The sequence below is a fragment of the Novosphingobium sp. genome (assembly GCF_965229225.1).
In the GTDB taxonomy this organism is placed as follows: Bacteria; Pseudomonadota; Alphaproteobacteria; order Sphingomonadales; family Sphingomonadaceae; genus Novosphingobium.
The window spans coordinates 2,498,556-2,516,978 of sequence record NZ_OZ245867.1 but is presented as its reverse complement, the minus strand read 5'-3'; the positions used below and the strand labels follow the sequence as shown (position 1 = coordinate 2,516,978).

Below are 18,423 nucleotides of genomic sequence, written 5' to 3'. Positions count from 1 at the left end.
AAAAACATAACCGGTCTATGACGGCTTTGCTGCTCCTAAGACTTGCAAGCAGGTGAATTGCCGATTAATTGGGGCGAGAAGTCTACCGCCAGAGTAGGCTTTGCGGCGGGCTGCGGGCCCGGCGCGGTCCACTTCAATCCAGGGATTGTAACGCATGCGCAAGCTCCTCCTCGCCGCAGTCGCCGGCACTGCCTTTGCTCTCGCCGGTTGCTCGGAAAAGGCTCCTGAAGCCCCCGCCACCGAAGCCGCTATGGAATCGACCGACGCTGCTGCCGATGCTTCGGCTCCTGCTTCGGAAGACGCTTCGGCTCCGGCTGCTGACGCTTCGAGCGAAGCCGCGAAGATGTAATCAACCCCGCAAGGGTTTGATAGAGATAGAGGGGCGTGATCGCTTTGGCGGTCGCGCCCCTTCTCTTTGTGCGCGGCAGACGCGCATGACGAAGGCCCGCGCGCAGCGGGGCACGCCGTCAGACAATCAGGAAGATCAGCGGCGCGCGGTCTCGAAGCTGGCGGGCAGCGGTGACTGGCTGTAGCCGTCGTAAAGCACGCGGGCGATCTGCGCGATCATGCCGGCGTGTGCGGTATGGCCTTCCGGCCCTGTCACGAAGATGGCGATGGCAAGGTGCCGGCCATCGGGCAGGCGCACGATGCCGACATCGTCGGTAACCCCCGACAGCGTACCCGTCTTGTGGGCGAAGACCACGCCTTCCGGCAGGCCGCTGCGGATGCGGTTGCGGCCTGTGCTCGTGCGGGTCATCGTATCGAGCAGCACCGCGCGGCTTTCCGGGCTGAGCGCGCCGCCGCGATCGATCGCGGCGAGGAGCTGCACCATCGCACGCGGCGTGCTGCTCGTGCGCGTGTCGATCGTCGTCACCGGATTGACCCGGCCATCATCGCGCACCAGCGTCGCCATCGTGTGATCGAGATGCTGGCCTGTCACACCGATACGGCTGAGCCAGGTATTCACAGCGCCGATCCCGCCAACTGCGGCGATCAGCCCATCGGTTGCGTGGTTGTCGCTGCGCGTGATGGAAAGCTCCATCAGGCTCTGCGCGGACATCACCATGCCAGGCCGGACCGCTGCGACGGCCCCGCGCGATTCGACCGATTCGGCCACCGGCATCATCATCGGAAACTGCTGGTCGAGCCGGAGGCGGCCCTGCTCCACACCGGAAAGGTAAGTGGCAGCCACAGCAATCTTGGCGGTGCTGGCCATCGGAAACGGCATGTCGCCGTTGATCAGGATCTGCCCGCCGCCATCGAGATCGACCGCCGCGACGCCGATGCGGCCGCGTCCTTGTGACACGATGGCAGAGACCTGCTGCTCGATCGCGGCATCGCGCGCGTTCTGCAGGGAGGTGCCGGGACGCGCCTGTGCCGGGGCGGCGACAAGCAGCAGCGGCGCCGCGCACCACAGTGCAGCCGCGATCCACTTGCTCATCGTCTTGCCACCGGAAGCCATGTTCCCCCTTAGCCCAGAACCCGTTTATGATCCATTAGCAGCCTAACTGATTGTGATTCCGTGGCAAGTGCCGCGTTGACAGGTGGTCGCGCGTGGCGCGCGGCCTGCCGTATCGCCAGCTGGAGCCGAACCGGACACTGGACATTAATCGCGCGATTAATGATAGTGGCGCGAACAACAGCAAAGCGAATAGCCCGATGAAGAGGGGCGAGAGGAGCGGATGGCGGCGGACGCGCAGCAGGGCTTGGCCGATGGGCTGGCTGAAGGCCTTGAGCAGGTGATGACGCGCGCCGGCTGGCGCGGCATGGTCACCGGCCTGCTCCGGCTATCCGGCGGTGCCAACATGCAGAGCTGGCGTTTCGAGATCGGCGGTGAAGCCTTCGTGCTGCGCCGCGCGCCCTCGGCTGAATGGGTTGCCAATCGCCTGCTTGATATGGCCAAGGAAGCCGCCGTGATCCGCTGCGCGCGTGCGGGCGGCGTGCCCGCTCCCGAAGTGGTCGCCGAACTTGCCCCCGAAGACGATCTTGGGCTCGGCTTCATCATGCGCTGCGTGCCCGGCTCACCCGATCCCGAAAACGCGCTGTCCTCGCCGCCTGCCCTGCTGGACGAGATCGCGGCCGCGATGGCCGGGGTCCATGCACTCGATCCTGCCGCGCTGCCATTCCTCCCGGTGCTCGAACCCGCCGCCGGGGTCGAAGCGCTCGCCGCGCAATTCGAAGATGCCGGCGGCGACCGTCCGCCCATCGCGCTGGGCCTTGCGTGGCTGCGCGCCAACCTGCCGCCGCCGGCACCGCTCGCGGTGCTCCACGGCGATCTGCGCATTGGCAATATCATGGTCGAAGGCGGGCGTTTGTCTGCCGTGCTCGATTGGGAACTCGCGCACCTTGGCGATGTCCACGAGGATCTTGCTTTCGGCTGCATGACCGTCTGGCGCTTTGGCCGTCTGGACAAACGCGGCTTCGGCCTCGGCCAGATCGAGGACCTTGCCCGCGCCTACGAAGCTGCTGGTGGCACCAGGTTCGACCCCGCCCGTTTCCGCTTCTGGCTGGTTTATCGCACGGTGTGGTGGGCGCTTTCAGCGCTTTCGATGGGCAAGGGTTGGCGCAGCGGCGCAGACCGCTCGCTCGAGCGCGTCGTCGTGGCGCGGCGGGCGGCGGAACAGGACCTCGATCTTCTGCTCCTGCTGGAAGCCGAAGCGCCCGAGGCGGAACGCGCACGGCCCTTGCCGCCCGCGCCGTCTTCGCCGCCCGCCAACGAGGGTGAGCCGAGCGCCGCCGAAATCCTCACGGCCATCTCGGAATGGCTCGCCGCTACGGTCAAGCCGCATATGGCCGCCGGGCGCGAGCGCTTCGAACTGGCCGTTGCGCAGAACGCGCTCGGCATTGTCCGCCGCGAACTCGCCGGTCGGCCCAGTCCGCACGACAGGGCCTTGTGCGAAGCCATTCTCGCCGGGCGCACCACGCTGGCCGAGCCCGGCTTGCTCGCGACCCTGCGCCGCCGCGCCCTCGATACGCTGGCCGCCGATATGCCGAAATACCCTGCGCTCAGTGAAGCGCGCCGCATCTGGGAGAGCACGACATGAACTTCGATCTGCCGCAGGAGCTCGTCGACTACCTCGCCGAACTCGACGCCTTCATCGATGCCGAGATCAAGCCGCTCGAACAGGCGGACGACAACATCCGCTTCTTCGACCACCGCCGCGAATGGGCGCGTACCAATTTCGAGGATCAGGGCCTGCCGCGCCACGAATGGGAAGCCTTGCTGATCGAGGCCACCCGCCGCGCCGATGCCGCCGGGCACTGGCGTTTTTCCGCGCCCAAGAAGTATGGCGGCAAGGATGGCAAGAACCTCTGGATGGCGGTGATCCGCGATCACTTCACGCAGAAGGGCCTCGGACTCCACAACGATCTGCAGAACGAGCATTCGATCGTAGGGAACTTCCCGTTCGTGAACATGTTCGAGCATTTCGGCACGCCCGAACAGCAGGAGGAATTCATCCTCGGCGGCTTTGCGCGCACCCGCCGCGTGTCCTTCGGCCTCACCGAAGCGCGCCATGGGTCTGATGCGACGCACATGGAAACCCGCGCCGTGCGCGAGACGCGCGACGGAGTCCCCGGCTGGCGGATCGATGGCGAGAAGATGTGGATCACCGGCATGCACATCGCCAGCCACTGCGCGGTCTTTGCGCGGACCGAAGGCGAGCCCGGGAACGCGCGCGGGATCACCTGCCTCCTCGTGCCCAATCCCTCGCCGGGGCTGGTGATCGAGGAGTACATGTGGACCTTCAACATGCCGACGGACCACCCGCGGCTCTCGCTCACCAATGTTTGGGTGCCGGAATCCGCGATGCTCGGACCGGAGGGCGGCGGCCTCGCCATCGCGCAGAGCTTTGTCCACCAGAACCGCATCCGGCAGGCGGCCTCCTCGCTCGGCGCAGCCACGTTCTGCATCGAGGAATCGGTGCGCTATGCGCGGGAGCGCAAGCCCTTCGGAGAGGAGCTGGCGCGCAATCAGGCAATTCAGTTCCCGTTGGTGGAGCTTGCCACCCAGTGTGAAATGCTGCGCCTCCTCATCCGCAAGACCGCATGGGAGATGGACCGGCTCGAAGCCGAAGAAGGCGGCCACAAGCGCATCGAACGCGAGCTCTCCGACAAGGTCTCGATGTGCAATTACTGGGCGAACCGGCTGGTCTGCGAAGCGGCGGACCGCGCGATGCAGGTCCATGGCGGCATCGGCTATTCGCGCCACAAGCCGTTCGAGCACATCTATCGCCACCACCGCCGCTACCGCATCACCGAAGGCGCGGAGGAAATCCAGATGCGCAAGGTCGGCGCGTACCTGTTCGGTTACCTCGGGCCGAGGAAGGGCATGTTCGGGTAAGCGCATCCCTGCTGCTGGTCCGGCGGTGCTTCTGGCGCGGCCGGACCGGCGTTACCCGGCGCAGGGTATTCCGGCTCGCGCGGCAAGGTCAGCGAGCTCTGCTGCTGCCGTGGCCCGCGCCGCCCTATCAGTGAAGGCCATGCATACTGCATCGCCGTCGATCCCGGCCCTCACCACGGCGTGGCATCCGCCCATGTCCGTCGCAGTAACCCAGGCGTCACCCATCAGGCGTTTCGTCATGGCCCTCGTCAGCAGGCCCGGGTCCGGGGCCTCGCCTGCAATCAGCGCTGCCTGGGTGCCGGTCCACCAAGGGAAATCGGCAATATCGAACAGGGCAGCCGCTGCGCCGGGCGTGGTCGCCACCGTCCATTCGACATGGCCCAGCAGGCCCAGACGGACGGGAAAGGCCACCTGACCCTGCCCGGCGAGCCAGGTGGCCAGCAGCGTCTGGAGTGGCTCCGGAACGCCCGCGTCTGCGGGCTCCGGGTCGACGGTCCAGGTGACCATCAGCGTTCGTGCAGGGCCATCTTCCGGGAGGTCTCCCGGCCAGAGCGAACAGGGGCCCGGTTCAGCGGTCGAGAGCTCGATCCGCAGGGTCATCAATGATGGCCGAACGGGGTCGGACTTGTCGGGATCTGCCGGAAAACGGTGTCCTCGGCCCAATCGAAGACGACCTCGCCTGCCTGCTCGCCCGCCTTGTACCCCGCGTACCCACCAACGATGCAGCCGCCGACGCCGCCGATGGCAGTGCCCTCCGGCCCGACCAGCGTACCCGCGCCGGCCCCCAGTGCGCCCACCGCCCGGCAGCCCACCCAGGCCGACGCCCATGCGCTGACAACTGCGGTAGATCGCCGCATAGGCTTGTCGGCAACCACGATCGAGTATCCATCAGTGGCAAGGCCGACGACGAGCAGGCTGCGGCCGAGGTATTTGAAATACTTCGCGCCCTTGTAGAGAAAGGCCCCGCTCCGGCCGGCTAGGTCATGGTTCTTGATCTGGAATGGCAGGGCTTCTGCCGTACCCTTCTGGTTCCAGTGGTAATTCACCGATTTCGTGTTCTTGTTATACCCATAGTCAAGCCGCAGGGTCCGCTTGCCCGTCTTGTCGTGAAAGAACAGGCTGCAGGTCGAATTGCCCTTGAACCCGCGCGCATCGAGCTCGATGGCAAGGCCGCTGGTGCCGGGAATGGGAATCCTGAGGTAGGACGCGAGACCGACGCTTACAGGTATCGACCCCTTCATCGGTTCGGTCATGGCGCCGCCTCCCTAATCAGACACGCGGCCACGAACCTGCCTGCACCGCATCGATCCGTCAACAAGACCGCAGTCGGCGCCCAGCCGGGTCAATCCTGTGCAGCACAAAAGAAAAGCGCTCCGAAGCAATACTTCGGAGCGCTTTCATTCAGGCCGATCTGCGTGCCAGTGGCAGGCTACCGGTTCAGGCGAACGCCGCCTTGAGATCATCCACCAGATCGAGGCGCTCCCAGGGGAAGAAGTCGCCATCCGCCTTGCGGCCGAAGTGGCCATAGGCGGCGGTCGGCTGGTAGATCGGCTTGTTGAGGCCGAGGTGGGTGCGAATCGCGCGCGGGGTCAGGCCGCCGAGCTTGGCGTTGCCGAGGATGGCCTGTTCGATCAGGTTGTCGCCCACCGTACCGGTGTCATGCGTATCGACATAGAGCGAGAGCGGCTCCGAAACGCCGATGGCATAGGCGATCTGGATCGTGCAGCGCGTGGCAAGGCCCGCAGCGACCACGTTCTTGGCGAGGTAGCGCGTGATATAGGCAGCCGAGCGGTCAACCTTGGTCGGGTCCTTGCCCGAGAACGCGCCGCCGCCGTGCGGGGAAGCACCGCCGTAGGTATCGACGATGATCTTGCGGCCGGTGAGGCCCGCGTCGCCATCTGGGCCGCCGATCTCGAACGAGCCTGTCGGGTTGATGTAGTACTTGGTTTCGCGCAGCAGCACCGGCGGGATCACTTCGGCGATCACGCGCTTCACGTAATCGTGGAGTTCGGTTTCCTTGTCGCCCTCGTCATAGCCCGGCGCGTGCTGGGTGGAGACGACGACGGCGGTGGCGGCGACGGGGAGCGAACCTTCGTAGCGCAGCGTGACCTGGCTCTTGGCATCAGGCTCGAGGAACGGCGCGGCGCCCGAATGGCGGTCGGCGGCCATGCGCTCGAGGATCTTGTGGCTGTAGTAAAGCGTCGCCGGCATGAGATCGGGCGTCTCGTCGGTCGCATAGCCGAACATGATGCCCTGGTCGCCCGCGCCCTCGTCCTTGTTGTCGGCCGCATCGACGCCCTGCGCGATATGCGCCGACTGGCCGTGCAGCCGGTTGATGAACTCGAACTTCTCCCAGTGGAAGCCGTCCTGCTCATAGCCGATCCGCTTCACGGTCTCGCGAACGGTCGCCTCGATCTCTTCCTGCGCGCCCGGCGCCCATGCGCCGTCTTCGTAGACGCCCTTGCAGCGGATTTCACCGGCCAGCACCACGAGCTGCGTCGTCGTCAGCGTCTCGCAGGCGATGCGCGCCTCGGGGTCCTTCGAAAGGAACAGGTCCACGATGCCGTCGCTGATCTGGTCGGCGACCTTGTCCGGGTGGCCTTCGGAAACGCTTTCGGACGTGAACAGGTAGTCGGTGCGCATTGGGGGGTTCCTATGTGATATAAAGAATCCTTTATGTCGCTTCCCTAGCGTCCTCTGCGCCGCCTTGCAACCACGAGCGCAGCGCCCAGCAATACCAGCGCCCATGCGAGGGCGAGCCGGTTGCCAAGCCGGGCAAAAAGCGTGGGGGCGTGAGCGGGCGGCACCAGCCCGTCGAGCCGCCCGGCGGTAAGGCGGGGCACGAATTGGCGGACCACGCCATCGGCATCGATCACCGCGCTGATTCCGGTCGTCGTGGCGCGCAGTACGGGCAGCCCTTCCTCGATCGCGCGCATCCGCGCCTGCGCCAGATGCTGCGGTGGGCCCCACGCGCCGAACCAGCCGTCGTTCGAAGGGTTGAAGATATAGTCAGGCCGGTGCGCGCGGTCGGCCACTTCGCCGGAGAACACGATCTCGTAGCAGATCTGGAGGCCGGCCTTGCCATGCACGCCCATTTCCAGCGTGCGCGGGCCGGGTCCGGGCAGGAAATCAAGGCTGCCCGAAACCAGCCGCGAAAGGCCGAGCGGGGCAAGCCACGTGCGCATGGGCAGATATTCGCCATAGGGCACGAGATGCGCCTTGGCATAGCTGCCCCGGATCGCGCCGTCGGACCCGAGCACGGTGACGACATTGCGCGCGGCGGTCACATCGCCCCCTTGCACCACGAGATCGGTCGCGCCGGTCAGCAGCAGGCTGCCCGGGCCGATCACCCGGCCGATGCGGGCGCGGGCCATCGCCGGGTCCGCCGCATAGGTCGTGGCATCATAGAAAAACTGCGGATAGCCGGGCCGCAGATAATCGGGCAGGCCGCCTTCGGGCCACAGTACGATCCGCGTGGAGCCCGGTGTACGCGGCAGTGAAAGGCGCGCGATACTCTGGAACTGGCCTTCGTACAGGCGCGGATCGTTGATCGTGTCCTGCCCGATGTTTGGCTGGACGAGGGTGTAGCCGAGGTGGCCCTCGCCGCCATGGCCATGCAATGGCAGCAGCATCAGCGCGGCGGGAACTGCGGCCATCATGGCTGCGGCATGGAGGCGCCCTGCGGTTGCCGTGCGCCAGGCCAGCAGCCAGAATCCGGCTAGCAGCACGATCAGGCCGGAGAGGGCGTATGTCCCCGTCCACGGCGCGATGGCGGCAAGACCGGGTCGGCTGAAACCGCCCAGCGCGGCCATGGCGAGCGGGTTCCACGCAAACCCGGTGAACAGGGTGGCGCGCAGATATTCGGTGATGATCCAGAACCCTGCAAACGCTGGGAGCAACGCAGCCTGCCACCGCCGCGCAAGCCAGGCCGCCAGGAAGGCGGCGAGCGCGGGGTAGATCGCGAGGTAGACTGCCAGCAGAACGACCGCGATCCATCCCAGCCACGCGGGCATCGCCGCCTGATAGGTGAAGGCGGTTGCGATCCAGTTGTTGCCGAGCGTGAAGTAGCCGAGCCCGAACAGCCAGCCTGCCAGCGCCGCGCGGCGGGCCGAGCGCGCGCGCTCGATCCGGACGATCAGAAACGCCAGCGCGGCCAGCGTGAAGGGCCACAGCGCGAGCGGCTGAAAACCGGTCGCGGCCAAGGCACCTGCGCCGATCAGCGCGAGCGGCATCAAGCGTCTTGCCGATCTTTCCACGCGGCGACCCCGCTCAGGCCCGTTCAGGCGCTGCGACTGGCCGCGATCAGCCTTCTGCGGCTTCCGGCAGCGGATTCTTGCGCGGGCGACCACGGCGCTTGGGCGCCGGAGCCTCGGCAGCAAGCGCTTCGGCTGCAGGTACCGATCCCGTTGCAGGTGCTTCCTCGACCGGCTCAGCCGAAGCGCGAACGCCGATGGCAGGCGGCAGGCTCAGCGGATCAAGCGCAGCGACTGGTGCTTCCTCGGCCTCGCGGCGGGGGCGGCGGTCGGTGCGGGGGCGCAGGCCGCGCTGCGAACGGCTTTCGCGCACGAAGGGATTTTCCGCGGCATCGCCGATCGGCTCGCCTTCATCGGCGCGGACCATTGCTTCGGGCACGGCCTCCGGCTCGAAACGAGGGCGCTGGTTCTCGCGCGGCTCACGGTTTTCACGCTGGTCCCGATTCTCGCGCGGTTCACGTGGCTCGCGGTTATCGCGGTTATCGCGGGGTTCGCGATTTTCGCGCGGTTCGCGGTTTTCGCGGGGTTCCCGGTTATCGCGCGGCTCGCGGTTTTCGCGGTTTTCGCGGGGCTCGCGATTCTCACGAGGCTCGCGCGGTTCCCGGTTCTCCTCGCGCCGGACTTGCGGGCGGTCGAACGCGGGGAAATCGTTGTCCATCGAGAAGTCGGTGCCGTCGTCTTCGCCTTCGCCTTCGTTCCAGCGCTCACCGTTGGGGCGCTGGCGCTGATCGTCGGTGCGCGGGCGGCTGTCGGCGATGACGCGGAAATAGTGATCCGCGAACTGCAGGTAGTATTCAGCCTGAACGCGGTCGCCATTCAGATGTGCGTCCTGCGCCAGCTTGCGATACTTTTCGAGCATCTGGGGGGCATTGCCCCGCGCGCGGCTATCGATCCGGTTGAGTTGCTGACCGCCACCCTGCGGGCGGTTGTTGTTCCCGCGACCGCGCCGGCGGTTGTTACCACGATTGTTGTTCAAGTCAGGCACTTTCCTGTTTCGGTGCAACCTTGACCCAGGCAAGTTAAACGTTGTGTTCAACCTGGGCCAGACGTGGCGCAACTCGTGGGTCCGGTCCGGCCAGCCCCGCCGCCGCGCATATTCAACCACGATATGGTATGTTCGTGGTTCCCAGCATTTGCGCGCTGCCGGCCTGCCTTGCCGGCCATCGATGCAAATGGTGGAGTAAGCCGGGACGGGAAGCCTTCATCCGTCGCCCTGCCTGCGGCTCTGATTAGTGACGCGCCGCCACCTTGCCAAGCGAAATGTTTGCCCAATTTACGTCATTTCGACGCAGCGGGGCCGCCCAGCAAGGTCCGGGTGGACTGTGGCGGTGAGCCCGGCGTCGTGCGCCAGTGCCGCGACGGCTTCGCCCTGCGTCGCGCCGATCTCGAACAAGGCGGTGCCGCCGGGCGCCAGCATGCCTGGCAAGGCGGGGATCAGCAGGCGGTAGTCATCCAGGCCCAGCGGCCCTGCAAACAGCGCCTCGGCCGGTTCATGGTCGCGCACCGAAGGTTCAAGCTCGGCGTCTGTTTCCACATAAGGCGGATTGGCGAGGACGAGGTCGAACCTGTCGAGGCCTGCGGTCCAACCGGGCTGGGTCCAGTCGCCCGCAACGATCTGCGCGCGTCCGGCGAGGTCGTTGCGCGCGGCGTTGCGGGCGGCGATTTCGCGCGCGGCGGCGGAGCGTTCCACCCCGATCCCCTGCGCCTCGGGCCAGAGCGACAGGGCCGCAAGCAGCAGCGCACCCGAACCGGTACCCAGATCGAGAATGCGCGCCGGCGGGCGTCCCTCGCGCAGGAGGCGGGCAACTTCGACCACGGCCTCGCTGTCGCCGCGCGGGATCAGCACCGCGGGGCTGACCTCAAGTTCGAGGCCATGGAACGGTTGCGTGCCAAGGATATAGGCAATCGGCTCGTGGCGCAGACGGCGGTCCAGAATGGACGTGAAGTTCGCTGGAGGTCCGCAATGGAGGTGCCGCAGCAGCAGTTCGGTGCGGCTTACACCGAGCGCATGGGCCATGAGGAGCTCGGCATCGAGCCGCGCGGTATCGCTGGTCGCGGCGAGCCGCGCGGCGGCATCGCGCAGCGCCGAGCGAACGTCAGGCATGCGCCTCAGGCATCGAGGGCCGCGAGGCGCTTGACCTGATCCTCGGCGGCGAGCGCGTCGATCAGTTCGCCCAGGCCCGGGCCTTCGAGGATTTCGGGCAGGCGGTGCAGGGTCAGGTTGATGCGGTGATCGGTCACCCGGCCCTGCGGGAAATTGTAGGTGCGAATGCGTTCGGAGCGGTCGCCCGAACCCACCATCGCCTTGCGCGCTTCGGCTTCCGCCCCGTGCGCCTCGGCGCGGCGCAGGTCATAGAGGCGCGTGCGCAGCACCTGCATCGCCTTGTCCTTGTTCTTGTGCTGGCTGCGCTGGTCCTGCTGGATCACGACAAGGCCGGTGGGCAAGTGCGTCAGCCGCACCGCCGAATCGGTGGTGTTGACATGCTGGCCGCCCGCCCCGCTGGCGCGGTAGATGTCGATCTTGATGTCACCCGGCTCGATTTGCACGTCGACTTCGTCCGGCTCGGGCAGCACGGCCACCGTCGCCGCGCTGGTGTGGATGCGCCCGCCGCTTTCCGTCACGGGCACGCGCTGCACGCGGTGGACGCCGCTTTCATACTTGAGCTTGGCGAACACGCCGGTGCCCGCGACGTTGGCGACGACTTCCTTGAACCCGCCCAGTTCGTTGGCATTGGCGGAGACCATCTCGACCCGCCAGCCCTGTTCGGCGGCGAAACGCTCGTACATCCGGTAGAGGTCGGCGGCGAACAGCGCGGCCTCGTCGCCCCCGGTGCCGGCGCGGATTTCGAGCATGGCGGGGCGGCTGTCGGCACTGTCGCGCGGCAACATCGCGATGGCGAGCGCGCGCTCGGCCTCGGGCAGCTCGGTGCGGAGGTGGGCGATTTCCTCTTCGGCCAGCGCGCGCATTTCGGGATCGGGATCGGTGCTCGCGCTGAGCGCGGCCAACTCGCCGCGCATCGTGCTGACATGCGCAGCGGCGCGGGCGACGGGCTCAAGCTCGGCATAGTCGCGGCTCGCCGTGACGAAGGCAGGGCCTTCCAATGTGCCCGAAGCCAGCCGCGCTTCGAGCTCAGCGAAACGGGCGGCGATCTGGGCAAGGCGGGTGTCGGAGACGCTCACCGCAGCTCCGCGAAGAACGCGTCGTAGACTTCGCCTGCCTTTGCAGCGACGGTCGAGCCCTCCTCCGTAGCGCGGAACGACTTCGAGGGAGTCCCATCGCGCACGTCGAGCGACACCAGTGCAGCCGGGTTCAGCTTCTTGGCGCGATCGAACCGCTTGCGCGGGCTGCCGGTGGCAATAAGCTCCGCCGCCAGACCGGCGCGCCGCAGGGCGGCAACGAGCGCCAGCGCCTCGATCTCGCGCGCTTCGTTTTCAGCGACGACAGCCACGTCTGGCCCAGCCTCTGCCCTGTCCCCCACCAGCATCGCCAGCCGCTCGATCCCCGCTGCCCAGCCGACCGCAGGCGTATGCGGCCCGCCGAGCGCTTCGATCAGGCCGTCATAACGCCCGCCGCCGAGCACGGTGCCCTGCGCGCCGAGACGGTCGGTGACGAATTCGAACGCGGTGTGGCGGTAGTAATCGAGGCCGCGCACCAGCGTTGGCGCGCGCGTCCACGCCACGCCAGCTGCATCCAGCCCCGCTGTCACCTTGCCGAAGAACTCCTGCGCTTCGGCCGAGAGGAACGCGTCGATCATCGGCGCATCGGCAGTGAACACCTTGTCGCGCGGGTCCTTGCTGTCGAGGATGCGCAGCGGGTTCTTCTCGAGGCGCTCCTGCGAATCTTCCGAAAGCTCGGCCTTGTGCGCGCGGAAGTACTCCACCAGCGCCGCCCGCCATGCCTCGCGGCTCGGGGCATCGCCCAGCGTGTTGAGCTGGAGCGTGACGCCGTCCGATATGCCCAGTTCGCGCAGGATCTGATCCGCCATAACCAGCAGTTCGACATCCGCCTGCGGTTCCGCCGCACCGATGATTTCGGCGTCGATCTGGTGGAACTGGCGGTAGCGGCCCTTCTGCGGGCGCTCGTAGCGAAACAGCGGCCCGTGCGTCGCCAGCTTGAGCGGCGCGTGCTGCTGCCAGCCGTTGGTGAGGTAGGCGCGCGCGATTCCGGCGGTGAATTCGGGGCGCAGCGTCAGCGATTCGCCGCCGCGGTCCTCGAAGCTGTACATTTCCTTGGAGACGACATCGGTCGTCTCGCCCAGGCTGCGACTAAAAACGGTGGTCTTTTCGAACACCGGCATCTCGGCGCGGCGGAAGCGGTAGAGCCGGCGCACGCGTTCGAAGGTCTCGACCACGAAGGCGAAAGCCTCGGCGTCGGGGCCGAAGATGTCCTGCGTGCCGCGGATCGCCTGCGGCGTCGCGGTTGCCGGTTTCGGGGCGGATGTGTTCTTGTTGCTGCTCATGTCAGTGCGCGCGATTAGCGGGAATGTGGTCAGGGGGAAAGGGGCGCAGGCTGCCCATTGGTCGGGCCCGGTTGCAGTCGCGCAAGCTTCGCGCCATGAAGCGCCGATGATCACGACCTCGATGCGCGCTTTGCGCCCTGCCGCCCTGCTGACTTTCGCCGCAGCTCTCCTCGCCACCGCCGCCCCGGTCTGGGCGCAGGTTCAGCCGCCGACGAACACCCGTCCGATGGCGGTGCCGATTGTCGAAACGATCCCGGATGCCGAGGACAAGCCCTATCCCGGCACGATCCAGCTGGCGATCGATGCCAGCGACACCACGACCGGCGCCTACCGCGTGACCGAGACGATTCCGGTGCCTGCCGGCCAGTCGAAGCTCACGCTGCTCTATCCCAAGTGGCTGCCCGGCAACCACGGGCCCAAGGGCACGATCGCCGAGCTTGTCGACGTGCGCTTCTACGCTGGTGGCCGGTTGCTGACCTGGACCCGCGATCCGGTCGACGTTTTCGCCTTCCATGTCGATGTGCCGGCCGGCGCGGGCGAAGTGACCGCGAAGTTCATCCACACCTCGCCGCTGCGCGAAAGCGAAGGCCGCGTCACCATGACGCGCGAGATGCTCAATCTGCAGTGGGAGAAGATGAGCCTCTATCCTGCCGGGTACTACGTGCGGCAGATCAAGGTGCAGCCGACCGTCACGATCCCGGCGGGCTGGCAGGTCTTCACCGCGCTCGATGGCAAGGCCGCCAATAACAACGTGGTGACCTGGGGCGTGACCGACTACGAAACACTGGTCGATTCGCCGATCTTTGCCGGGCTCTACGCCGCCCGCCACGATCTTGGGCAGGGGGTCTGGTTCGATCTGGTGGCCGACAAGCCCGAGCTTCTCAAGATCGCGCCGGAGAACCTGCAGGTCTATCGCAACATGGTGGACGAGGCGATGCTGGCGTTTGGCGCCAAGCACTTCGATCACTACGATTTCCTGCTGGCGATGACCGACCGCATGGGCGGGATCGGCCTCGAGCATCACCGGTCGAGCGAGAACCAGTACGAGCCGCGCACGCTGATCGACTGGGCAGCGGGCGACTGGGACCGCAATGTGATCCCGCACGAGTTTTCGCATTCGTGGGACGGCAAGTATCGCCGTCCGGCCAAGCTGTGGACGCCGGACTACCGCGCGCCGATGCAGGACAACCTGCTGTGGGTCTATGAAGGGCAGACGCAGTTCTGGGGTCTCGTGCTTGCCGCGCGTTCGGGCGTGCAGAGCAAGGAGCAGGTGCTGGGCCAACTCGCCAACTATGCGGGGTCATTCACCCAGTATCCGGGCCGCGAATGGCGATCGGTCGAGGACACCACGCACGATCCGATCATGGCGAGCCGCAAGCCCAAGCCGTTTTCCTCGCTCGCGCGGAACGAGGAATACTACACCGAAGGCGCTCTGGTCTGGCTGGAGACCGAGGCGATCCTGCGCGAGGGCACTGCGGGCAAGAAAGGTATCGACGATTTCGCGAAGGCCTTCTTCGGCGTCAACAACGGCGACTGGGGCGTGCTGACCTACGAACTCGACGACGTGGTGAAGACGTTGAACGGACTCTATCCCTACGATTGGGCGGGCTTCTTCAAGACCCGCATCCAGACGCCGGGCCAGCCTGCGCCGCTCGGCGGGATCGAGCGCGGCGGCTACAAGCTGGCGTGGAAGGTCGAGCCCAATCCTTACGACAAGGCACGGATGGCGGCGGCCAAGTACATCTCGCTCAACCATTCCATCGGCCTTGCGATCGATAACGACGGCAAGGTGACTGGAAGCCGCTGGGATAGCCCGGCGTTCCGCGCCGGGATCGTCACGGGGATGCAGATCCTCTCGGTAAACGGCAAGACCTATGATCAGGAATCGATCAAGGCTGCGATCACCGCTGCCAAGGGCACGGCTGCTCCGATCGAACTGATCGTCAAGCGCGACGATGTCGTGCGCACGGTCCAGGTGCAGTATCACGACGGGCTGCGCTGGCCCTGGCTTGAGCGCGCCGCACCGGGCACCGCGCCGACCGGGCTCGACAAGCTGCTGGCTCCGCGCGCGCCGGCCGCAAAGCCGGCAGCCAAGAAGCCGGCCGCGAAGTAGCGTGGACAGCAGTGGCGGCACCAGCGCTGACCGGGCCAGACTGCGGTTCGGCCAGCGCTTTGCCCCGCTGCGTTTCGTGCTGTTTCTCGTCCTGCTGGTTGCAGGGGCCGCCGCTCGCGGCTGGATGACGGGCTACGCCGATCTGGCCGATGCGCTGGTCGTCGGCTTCGATCTGGCGGTCGTTGGCTTTCTTCTCTCGTTGATCCCGCTGCTGCGCGAATGCGACATGGCGACAATGCGGCGGCATTCGGAAGAAAACGATGCCAACCGCACGATCGTGCTCGCCGTCAGCACGCTGATCACGCTGGTCGTCATGGCCGCGATCGCTGGTGAATTGCCCGCTGCCAAGCATGGCGAACCGGGTGCGCTGCTGCGCCTCATCATCACGCTGCTGCTGACCTGGCTCTTTGCCAACGTGGTCTACGCGCTGCATTACGCGCACGAATATTACCGCACTGGTCCCGCGCCTGGCGAGGATGCGGGCGGGCTGACGTTTCCGGGCGATGGGCAACCCGATTACCTCGATTTCGCCTACTTCTCGCTCACGCTTGGCATGACCTTCCAGACCTCGGACGTCGAGATTTCGTCGCGCTCGATTCGCCGCGTCGTCACCGCGCACGCCTTTGCCGCCTTCATCTTCAACATCGGGGTCATCGCTTTCACGATCAACGGGATCGGCGGAATCTGAAGCGCGATATCGCGCGCCCCCTCACGTTCATGTTGCGGCGCACAACGCGCGGCGCTAGAGCCCCGTTACGTTTTCAACGCCACTCCGGCCCAGCGAAGGCATCCCATGCGCATCGACATGATCCCTACCGGCGAAAATCCGCCCGAGACGCTCAACGTGATCATCGAAGTGCCGGTCGGCGGCGAGCCGGTGAAGTACGAGTTCGACAAGGCTTCGGGCGCGCTGTTCGTTGATCGCATCCTGCACACCCCGATGCGCTATCCGGCGAACTATGGCTTCGTGCCGCACACGCTTTCGCCCGACGGCGATCCGCTTGACGCGCTGGTGATCGCGCGCTCTCCCTTCGTGCCCGGCTCGGTGGTGCGCGTACGGCCGATCGCGGTGCTCAACCTCGAGGACGAGCATGGCGGCGACGAGAAGCTCATCTGCGTGCCCGACGACAAGACCTTCCCCTACTACCGCGACGTCGCCGAGCAGAGCGACCTGCCCGAGATCGTGCTCCAGCAGATCGAGCACTTCTTTACCCACTACAAGGACCTCGAAAAGGAAAAGTGGGTCCGCGTCGGCAAGTGGGGCGGCGCCGAGGATGCCAAGCGCATCACGATCGAGGCGATCGAGCGCGCCAAGGCCGCGAAGTAAGTTCCTTCCCAATCCCGCTCACCCTGAGCCTGTCGAAGGGTGCTGCCGCAAACGCTGCGTCAGCATGCTTCGACAAGCTCAGCATGAGCAGAGCTTTATGAAACAGTACGGGGTCAGTCCCCCGCGACGCTGAGCCCGTCGATCCGCAGAGTCGGCACATCGATGCCGCGCCAGGTTTCAAGATCGTCCGCTGCAACAAGCCGCGCGAACATGTCGATCAGGTTGCCCGCCACAGTGAACTCGGCAACCGGCCCGGCAATTTCGCCGTTCACGATGCGATAGCCCGAAGCGCCGCGGCTGTAGTCGCCAGTCACGCCGTTGACGCCGTGGCCGATCAGCTCGGTCACATAGATCCCGTCGGCAATATCGGCCATCAGTGCATCGCGGTTCACGGATCCCGGCTGCAGCACGAGATTGCCCGCCGTGACATGCGGCGCACCCGATCCCCCGCGCGAGGCGTGGCCGGTGGGCGCCGCGCCGAGTTGGCGTGCAGCGGCGGAATCCATCAGCCAGCCGGTCAGGCGGCCCTTCTCGACCAGGTTGCGCGCAGCCGTCGGCAGGCCTTCGCCATCGAACGGGCGCGAACGAGGCCCGCGCCGGCGATGCGGATTTTCGCTGATGGTGATCGCGGAATCGAAGATCTGCGCGCCGTCCTTGTCGAGCAGGAAACTGGCGCGGCGCGCGATGGCCGAGCCCGACATTGCGCCAAGCAGATGGCCGACCAGCGAACTGCCGACCCGCGGATCGAACACGATCGGATAAGAGCCGCTCTTGACCCGGCCCGGATTGACGCGCGCAACGGTGCGCTCTCCCGCCTCGCGCCCGATCTCGGCGGGCGAAGGCAGATCGGCGGCGTGGCGCGCGCTGCGCCACGAATAATCGCGCTGCATGCCGCTGTCCGTCCCGGCGAGCACGCTGGCCGAGCGTCCATGGCTGGTCGCGGCATAGGCTCCGCCAAAGCCGTGGCTGGTGGCCAGCGCGACGACGCCGCGCCCTGCGCTGGCAGTGCCGCCCTCGCTGTTGGTGACGCCGGGGACGGCACGCGCGGCATCCTCGGCTTCTTCGGCCCAGCGCCGCAGCGTTTGCGGATCGGGTTCGTCGGCATCGACGAGATCGAGATCGGCCACGCCGGTGCGCAGCAGCAGCTCTTCGGGTGCAAGGCCGGCGAACTTGTCCGCCGGTGCGGCGCGGGCCATGTCGACGGCGCGGCTGGCCAGTTCGTCGAGCGCGCTGTCACCGAGGTCGGTCGAGCCGATCGATGCAGAAGCGCCACCGACGAACACACGCAGGCCGATATGTTCGGATTCGGATCGCTCGATATCCTCAAGTGCGCCAAGCCGGACTGAAACACCTTCGTTGGAGTCCGCGCTGTAGACGGCATCGCCGGCTTCAGCGCCGGCTTTCAGAGCACGCTCGATCAGCGCGTGGCAGCGCTCCTGCGCCTCTTGGGGGGTCAGCATCGCGGGATCGGGCCTTTCAATCGGATGTGCGGCAGGCTCCGATATGGGGAGCCATTGCGCGGCGATCTAGCCCGCTGCAGCGCTTCCGGCAATCATGCCGGATCTTCAGAAGATGGAGACGAGCGCCCGGAACACCGCAGCCAGCAGAAACGGCAGCCCGATCGCGACGGCCCAGGTGGCGAGCTGATCCCGGCGGAAGCTGGCCTGCAGCGCCGGATCGGCGGCTTCGGCGTCGCTCAGCTTTTCCCAGCGGCGCTCGAAATGGCGGAACATCGGGATGATCCCGGCGACCAGCACGACCAGCGCCATCATCGGCAGCATCGATCCGCCTTCGCCTTCCAGCGTGCGCAAGGTCACGAAGATCTGGAGGCTGGTGTAGACGAGCAGGCTGTACGCGACAGTGTCGCTCATCCGTTTGCGCCAATCGAGTGCGTGGCCGTGCATGGCTGTGCCTTCGCGTCCCAGATC

At 66.5% G+C, this 18,423-nt stretch carries 17 protein-coding genes; 6 read left to right on the top strand and 11 right to left on the bottom strand.

Annotated features, from left to right (window positions below; genetic code table 11):
* The first annotated feature begins 154 nt into the window (after positions 1 to 154).
* Positions 155 to 349 (top strand): hypothetical protein, encoded by a 195-nt coding sequence (locus ACO06X_RS11500; protein ID WP_298170226.1) that lies wholly within the window; start codon positions 155 to 157, stop codon positions 347 to 349.
* A gap of 135 nt (positions 350 to 484) precedes the next feature.
* On the opposite strand, the gene ACO06X_RS11495 is transcribed toward ACO06X_RS11500, so the two are convergent.
* Entirely contained in the window at positions 485 to 1,462 is a 978-nt protein-coding gene (locus ACO06X_RS11495) for a serine hydrolase (RefSeq protein ID WP_421836417.1), read from the bottom strand.
* 220 nt (positions 1,463 to 1,682) lie between these two features.
* Here ACO06X_RS11495 and ACO06X_RS11490 point away from each other — a divergent pair, with 220 nt between their 5' ends.
* Complete coding sequence (locus ACO06X_RS11490; protein WP_421836416.1) at positions 1,683 to 3,044, top strand: phosphotransferase family protein; 1,362 nt, start codon at positions 1,683 to 1,685, stop codon at positions 3,042 to 3,044.
* The gene (locus ACO06X_RS11485) at positions 3,041 to 4,342 is read left to right on the top strand and encodes an acyl-CoA dehydrogenase family protein (protein ID WP_421836415.1); all 1,302 of its coding nucleotides are present in this window, start codon (positions 3,041 to 3,043) and stop codon (positions 4,340 to 4,342) included. Before ACO06X_RS11490 ends, ACO06X_RS11485 begins: the two co-directional genes overlap by 4 nt.
* 51 nt (positions 4,343 to 4,393) lie before the next feature.
* Here ACO06X_RS11485 and ACO06X_RS11480 read toward each other — a convergent pair whose 3' ends face one another.
* The 8 genes from ACO06X_RS11480 to hisS form a co-directional block, all read right to left on the bottom strand.
* Positions 4,394 to 4,942: a hypothetical protein gene (locus ACO06X_RS11480; RefSeq protein WP_421836414.1), complete on the bottom strand. Its 549-nt coding sequence runs from the start codon at positions 4,940 to 4,942 to the stop codon at positions 4,394 to 4,396.
* Complete coding sequence (locus ACO06X_RS11475; protein ID WP_421836413.1) at positions 4,942 to 5,595, bottom strand: hypothetical protein; 654 nt, start codon at positions 5,593 to 5,595, stop codon at positions 4,942 to 4,944. Before ACO06X_RS11475 ends, ACO06X_RS11480 begins: the two co-directional genes overlap by 1 nt.
* 184 nt (positions 5,596 to 5,779) lie before the next feature.
* Positions 5,780 to 6,985 carry a methionine adenosyltransferase gene (gene metK, locus ACO06X_RS11470; protein ID WP_421836412.1) on the bottom strand — a complete coding sequence of 402 codons (1,206 nt, stop codon included), beginning with the start codon at positions 6,983 to 6,985 and terminating at the stop codon, positions 5,780 to 5,782.
* A gap of 44 nt (positions 6,986 to 7,029) precedes the next feature.
* Positions 7,030 to 8,574: an apolipoprotein N-acyltransferase gene (gene lnt, locus ACO06X_RS11465; RefSeq protein ID WP_421836411.1), complete on the bottom strand. Its 1,545-nt coding sequence runs from the start codon at positions 8,572 to 8,574 to the stop codon at positions 7,030 to 7,032.
* Between the two features lie 70 nt (positions 8,575 to 8,644).
* Positions 8,645 to 9,571, bottom strand: coding sequence for a DUF4167 domain-containing protein (locus ACO06X_RS11460; RefSeq protein ID WP_421836410.1), 927 nt, complete (start codon positions 9,569 to 9,571; stop codon positions 8,645 to 8,647).
* Between the two features lie 297 nt (positions 9,572 to 9,868).
* Positions 9,869 to 10,699 (bottom strand): peptide chain release factor N(5)-glutamine methyltransferase, encoded by an 831-nt coding sequence (prmC, locus tag ACO06X_RS11455; protein ID WP_421836409.1) that lies wholly within the window; start codon positions 10,697 to 10,699, stop codon positions 9,869 to 9,871.
* Between the two features lie 5 nt (positions 10,700 to 10,704).
* Positions 10,705 to 11,775: a peptide chain release factor 1 gene (prfA, locus tag ACO06X_RS11450; protein WP_421836408.1), complete on the bottom strand. Its 1,071-nt coding sequence runs from the start codon at positions 11,773 to 11,775 to the stop codon at positions 10,705 to 10,707.
* Positions 11,772 to 13,055: a histidine--tRNA ligase gene (hisS, locus tag ACO06X_RS11445; protein ID WP_421836407.1), complete on the bottom strand. Its 1,284-nt coding sequence runs from the start codon at positions 13,053 to 13,055 to the stop codon at positions 11,772 to 11,774. Before hisS ends, prfA begins: the two co-directional genes overlap by 4 nt.
* Before the next feature lie 106 nt (positions 13,056 to 13,161).
* On the opposite strand from hisS, the gene ACO06X_RS11440 reads away from it, so the two are divergent.
* The 3 genes from ACO06X_RS11440 (at position 13,162) to ppa (ending at position 16,495) form a co-directional block, all read left to right on the top strand.
* A complete protein-coding gene (locus ACO06X_RS11440) occupies positions 13,162 to 15,168 on the top strand; it encodes a M61 family metallopeptidase (protein WP_421836406.1) in 2,007 nt (668 codons plus the stop codon).
* Between the two features lies 1 nt (position 15,169).
* Entirely contained in the window at positions 15,170 to 15,856 is a 687-nt protein-coding gene (locus ACO06X_RS11435; RefSeq protein WP_421836405.1) for a DUF1345 domain-containing protein, read from the top strand.
* Between the two features lie 105 nt (positions 15,857 to 15,961).
* The gene (gene ppa / locus ACO06X_RS11430; RefSeq protein ID WP_421836404.1) at positions 15,962 to 16,495 is read left to right on the top strand and encodes an inorganic diphosphatase; all 534 of its coding nucleotides are present in this window, start codon (positions 15,962 to 15,964) and stop codon (positions 16,493 to 16,495) included.
* 113 nt (positions 16,496 to 16,608) lie between these two features.
* Here the strand turns inward: ppa and ACO06X_RS11425 are convergent, their stop codons facing one another.
* Both ACO06X_RS11425 and ACO06X_RS11420 read right to left on the bottom strand, forming a co-directional pair.
* Positions 16,609 to 17,955 (bottom strand): TldD/PmbA family protein, encoded by a 1,347-nt coding sequence (locus tag ACO06X_RS11425; RefSeq protein ID WP_421836403.1) that lies wholly within the window; start codon positions 17,953 to 17,955, stop codon positions 16,609 to 16,611.
* Between the two features lie 105 nt (positions 17,956 to 18,060).
* On the bottom strand, positions 18,061 to 18,399 hold the full coding sequence (locus ACO06X_RS11420) for a hypothetical protein (protein ID WP_421836402.1): 339 nt from the start codon (positions 18,397 to 18,399) through the stop codon (positions 18,061 to 18,063).
* Positions 18,400 to 18,423 lie beyond the last annotated feature (24 nt).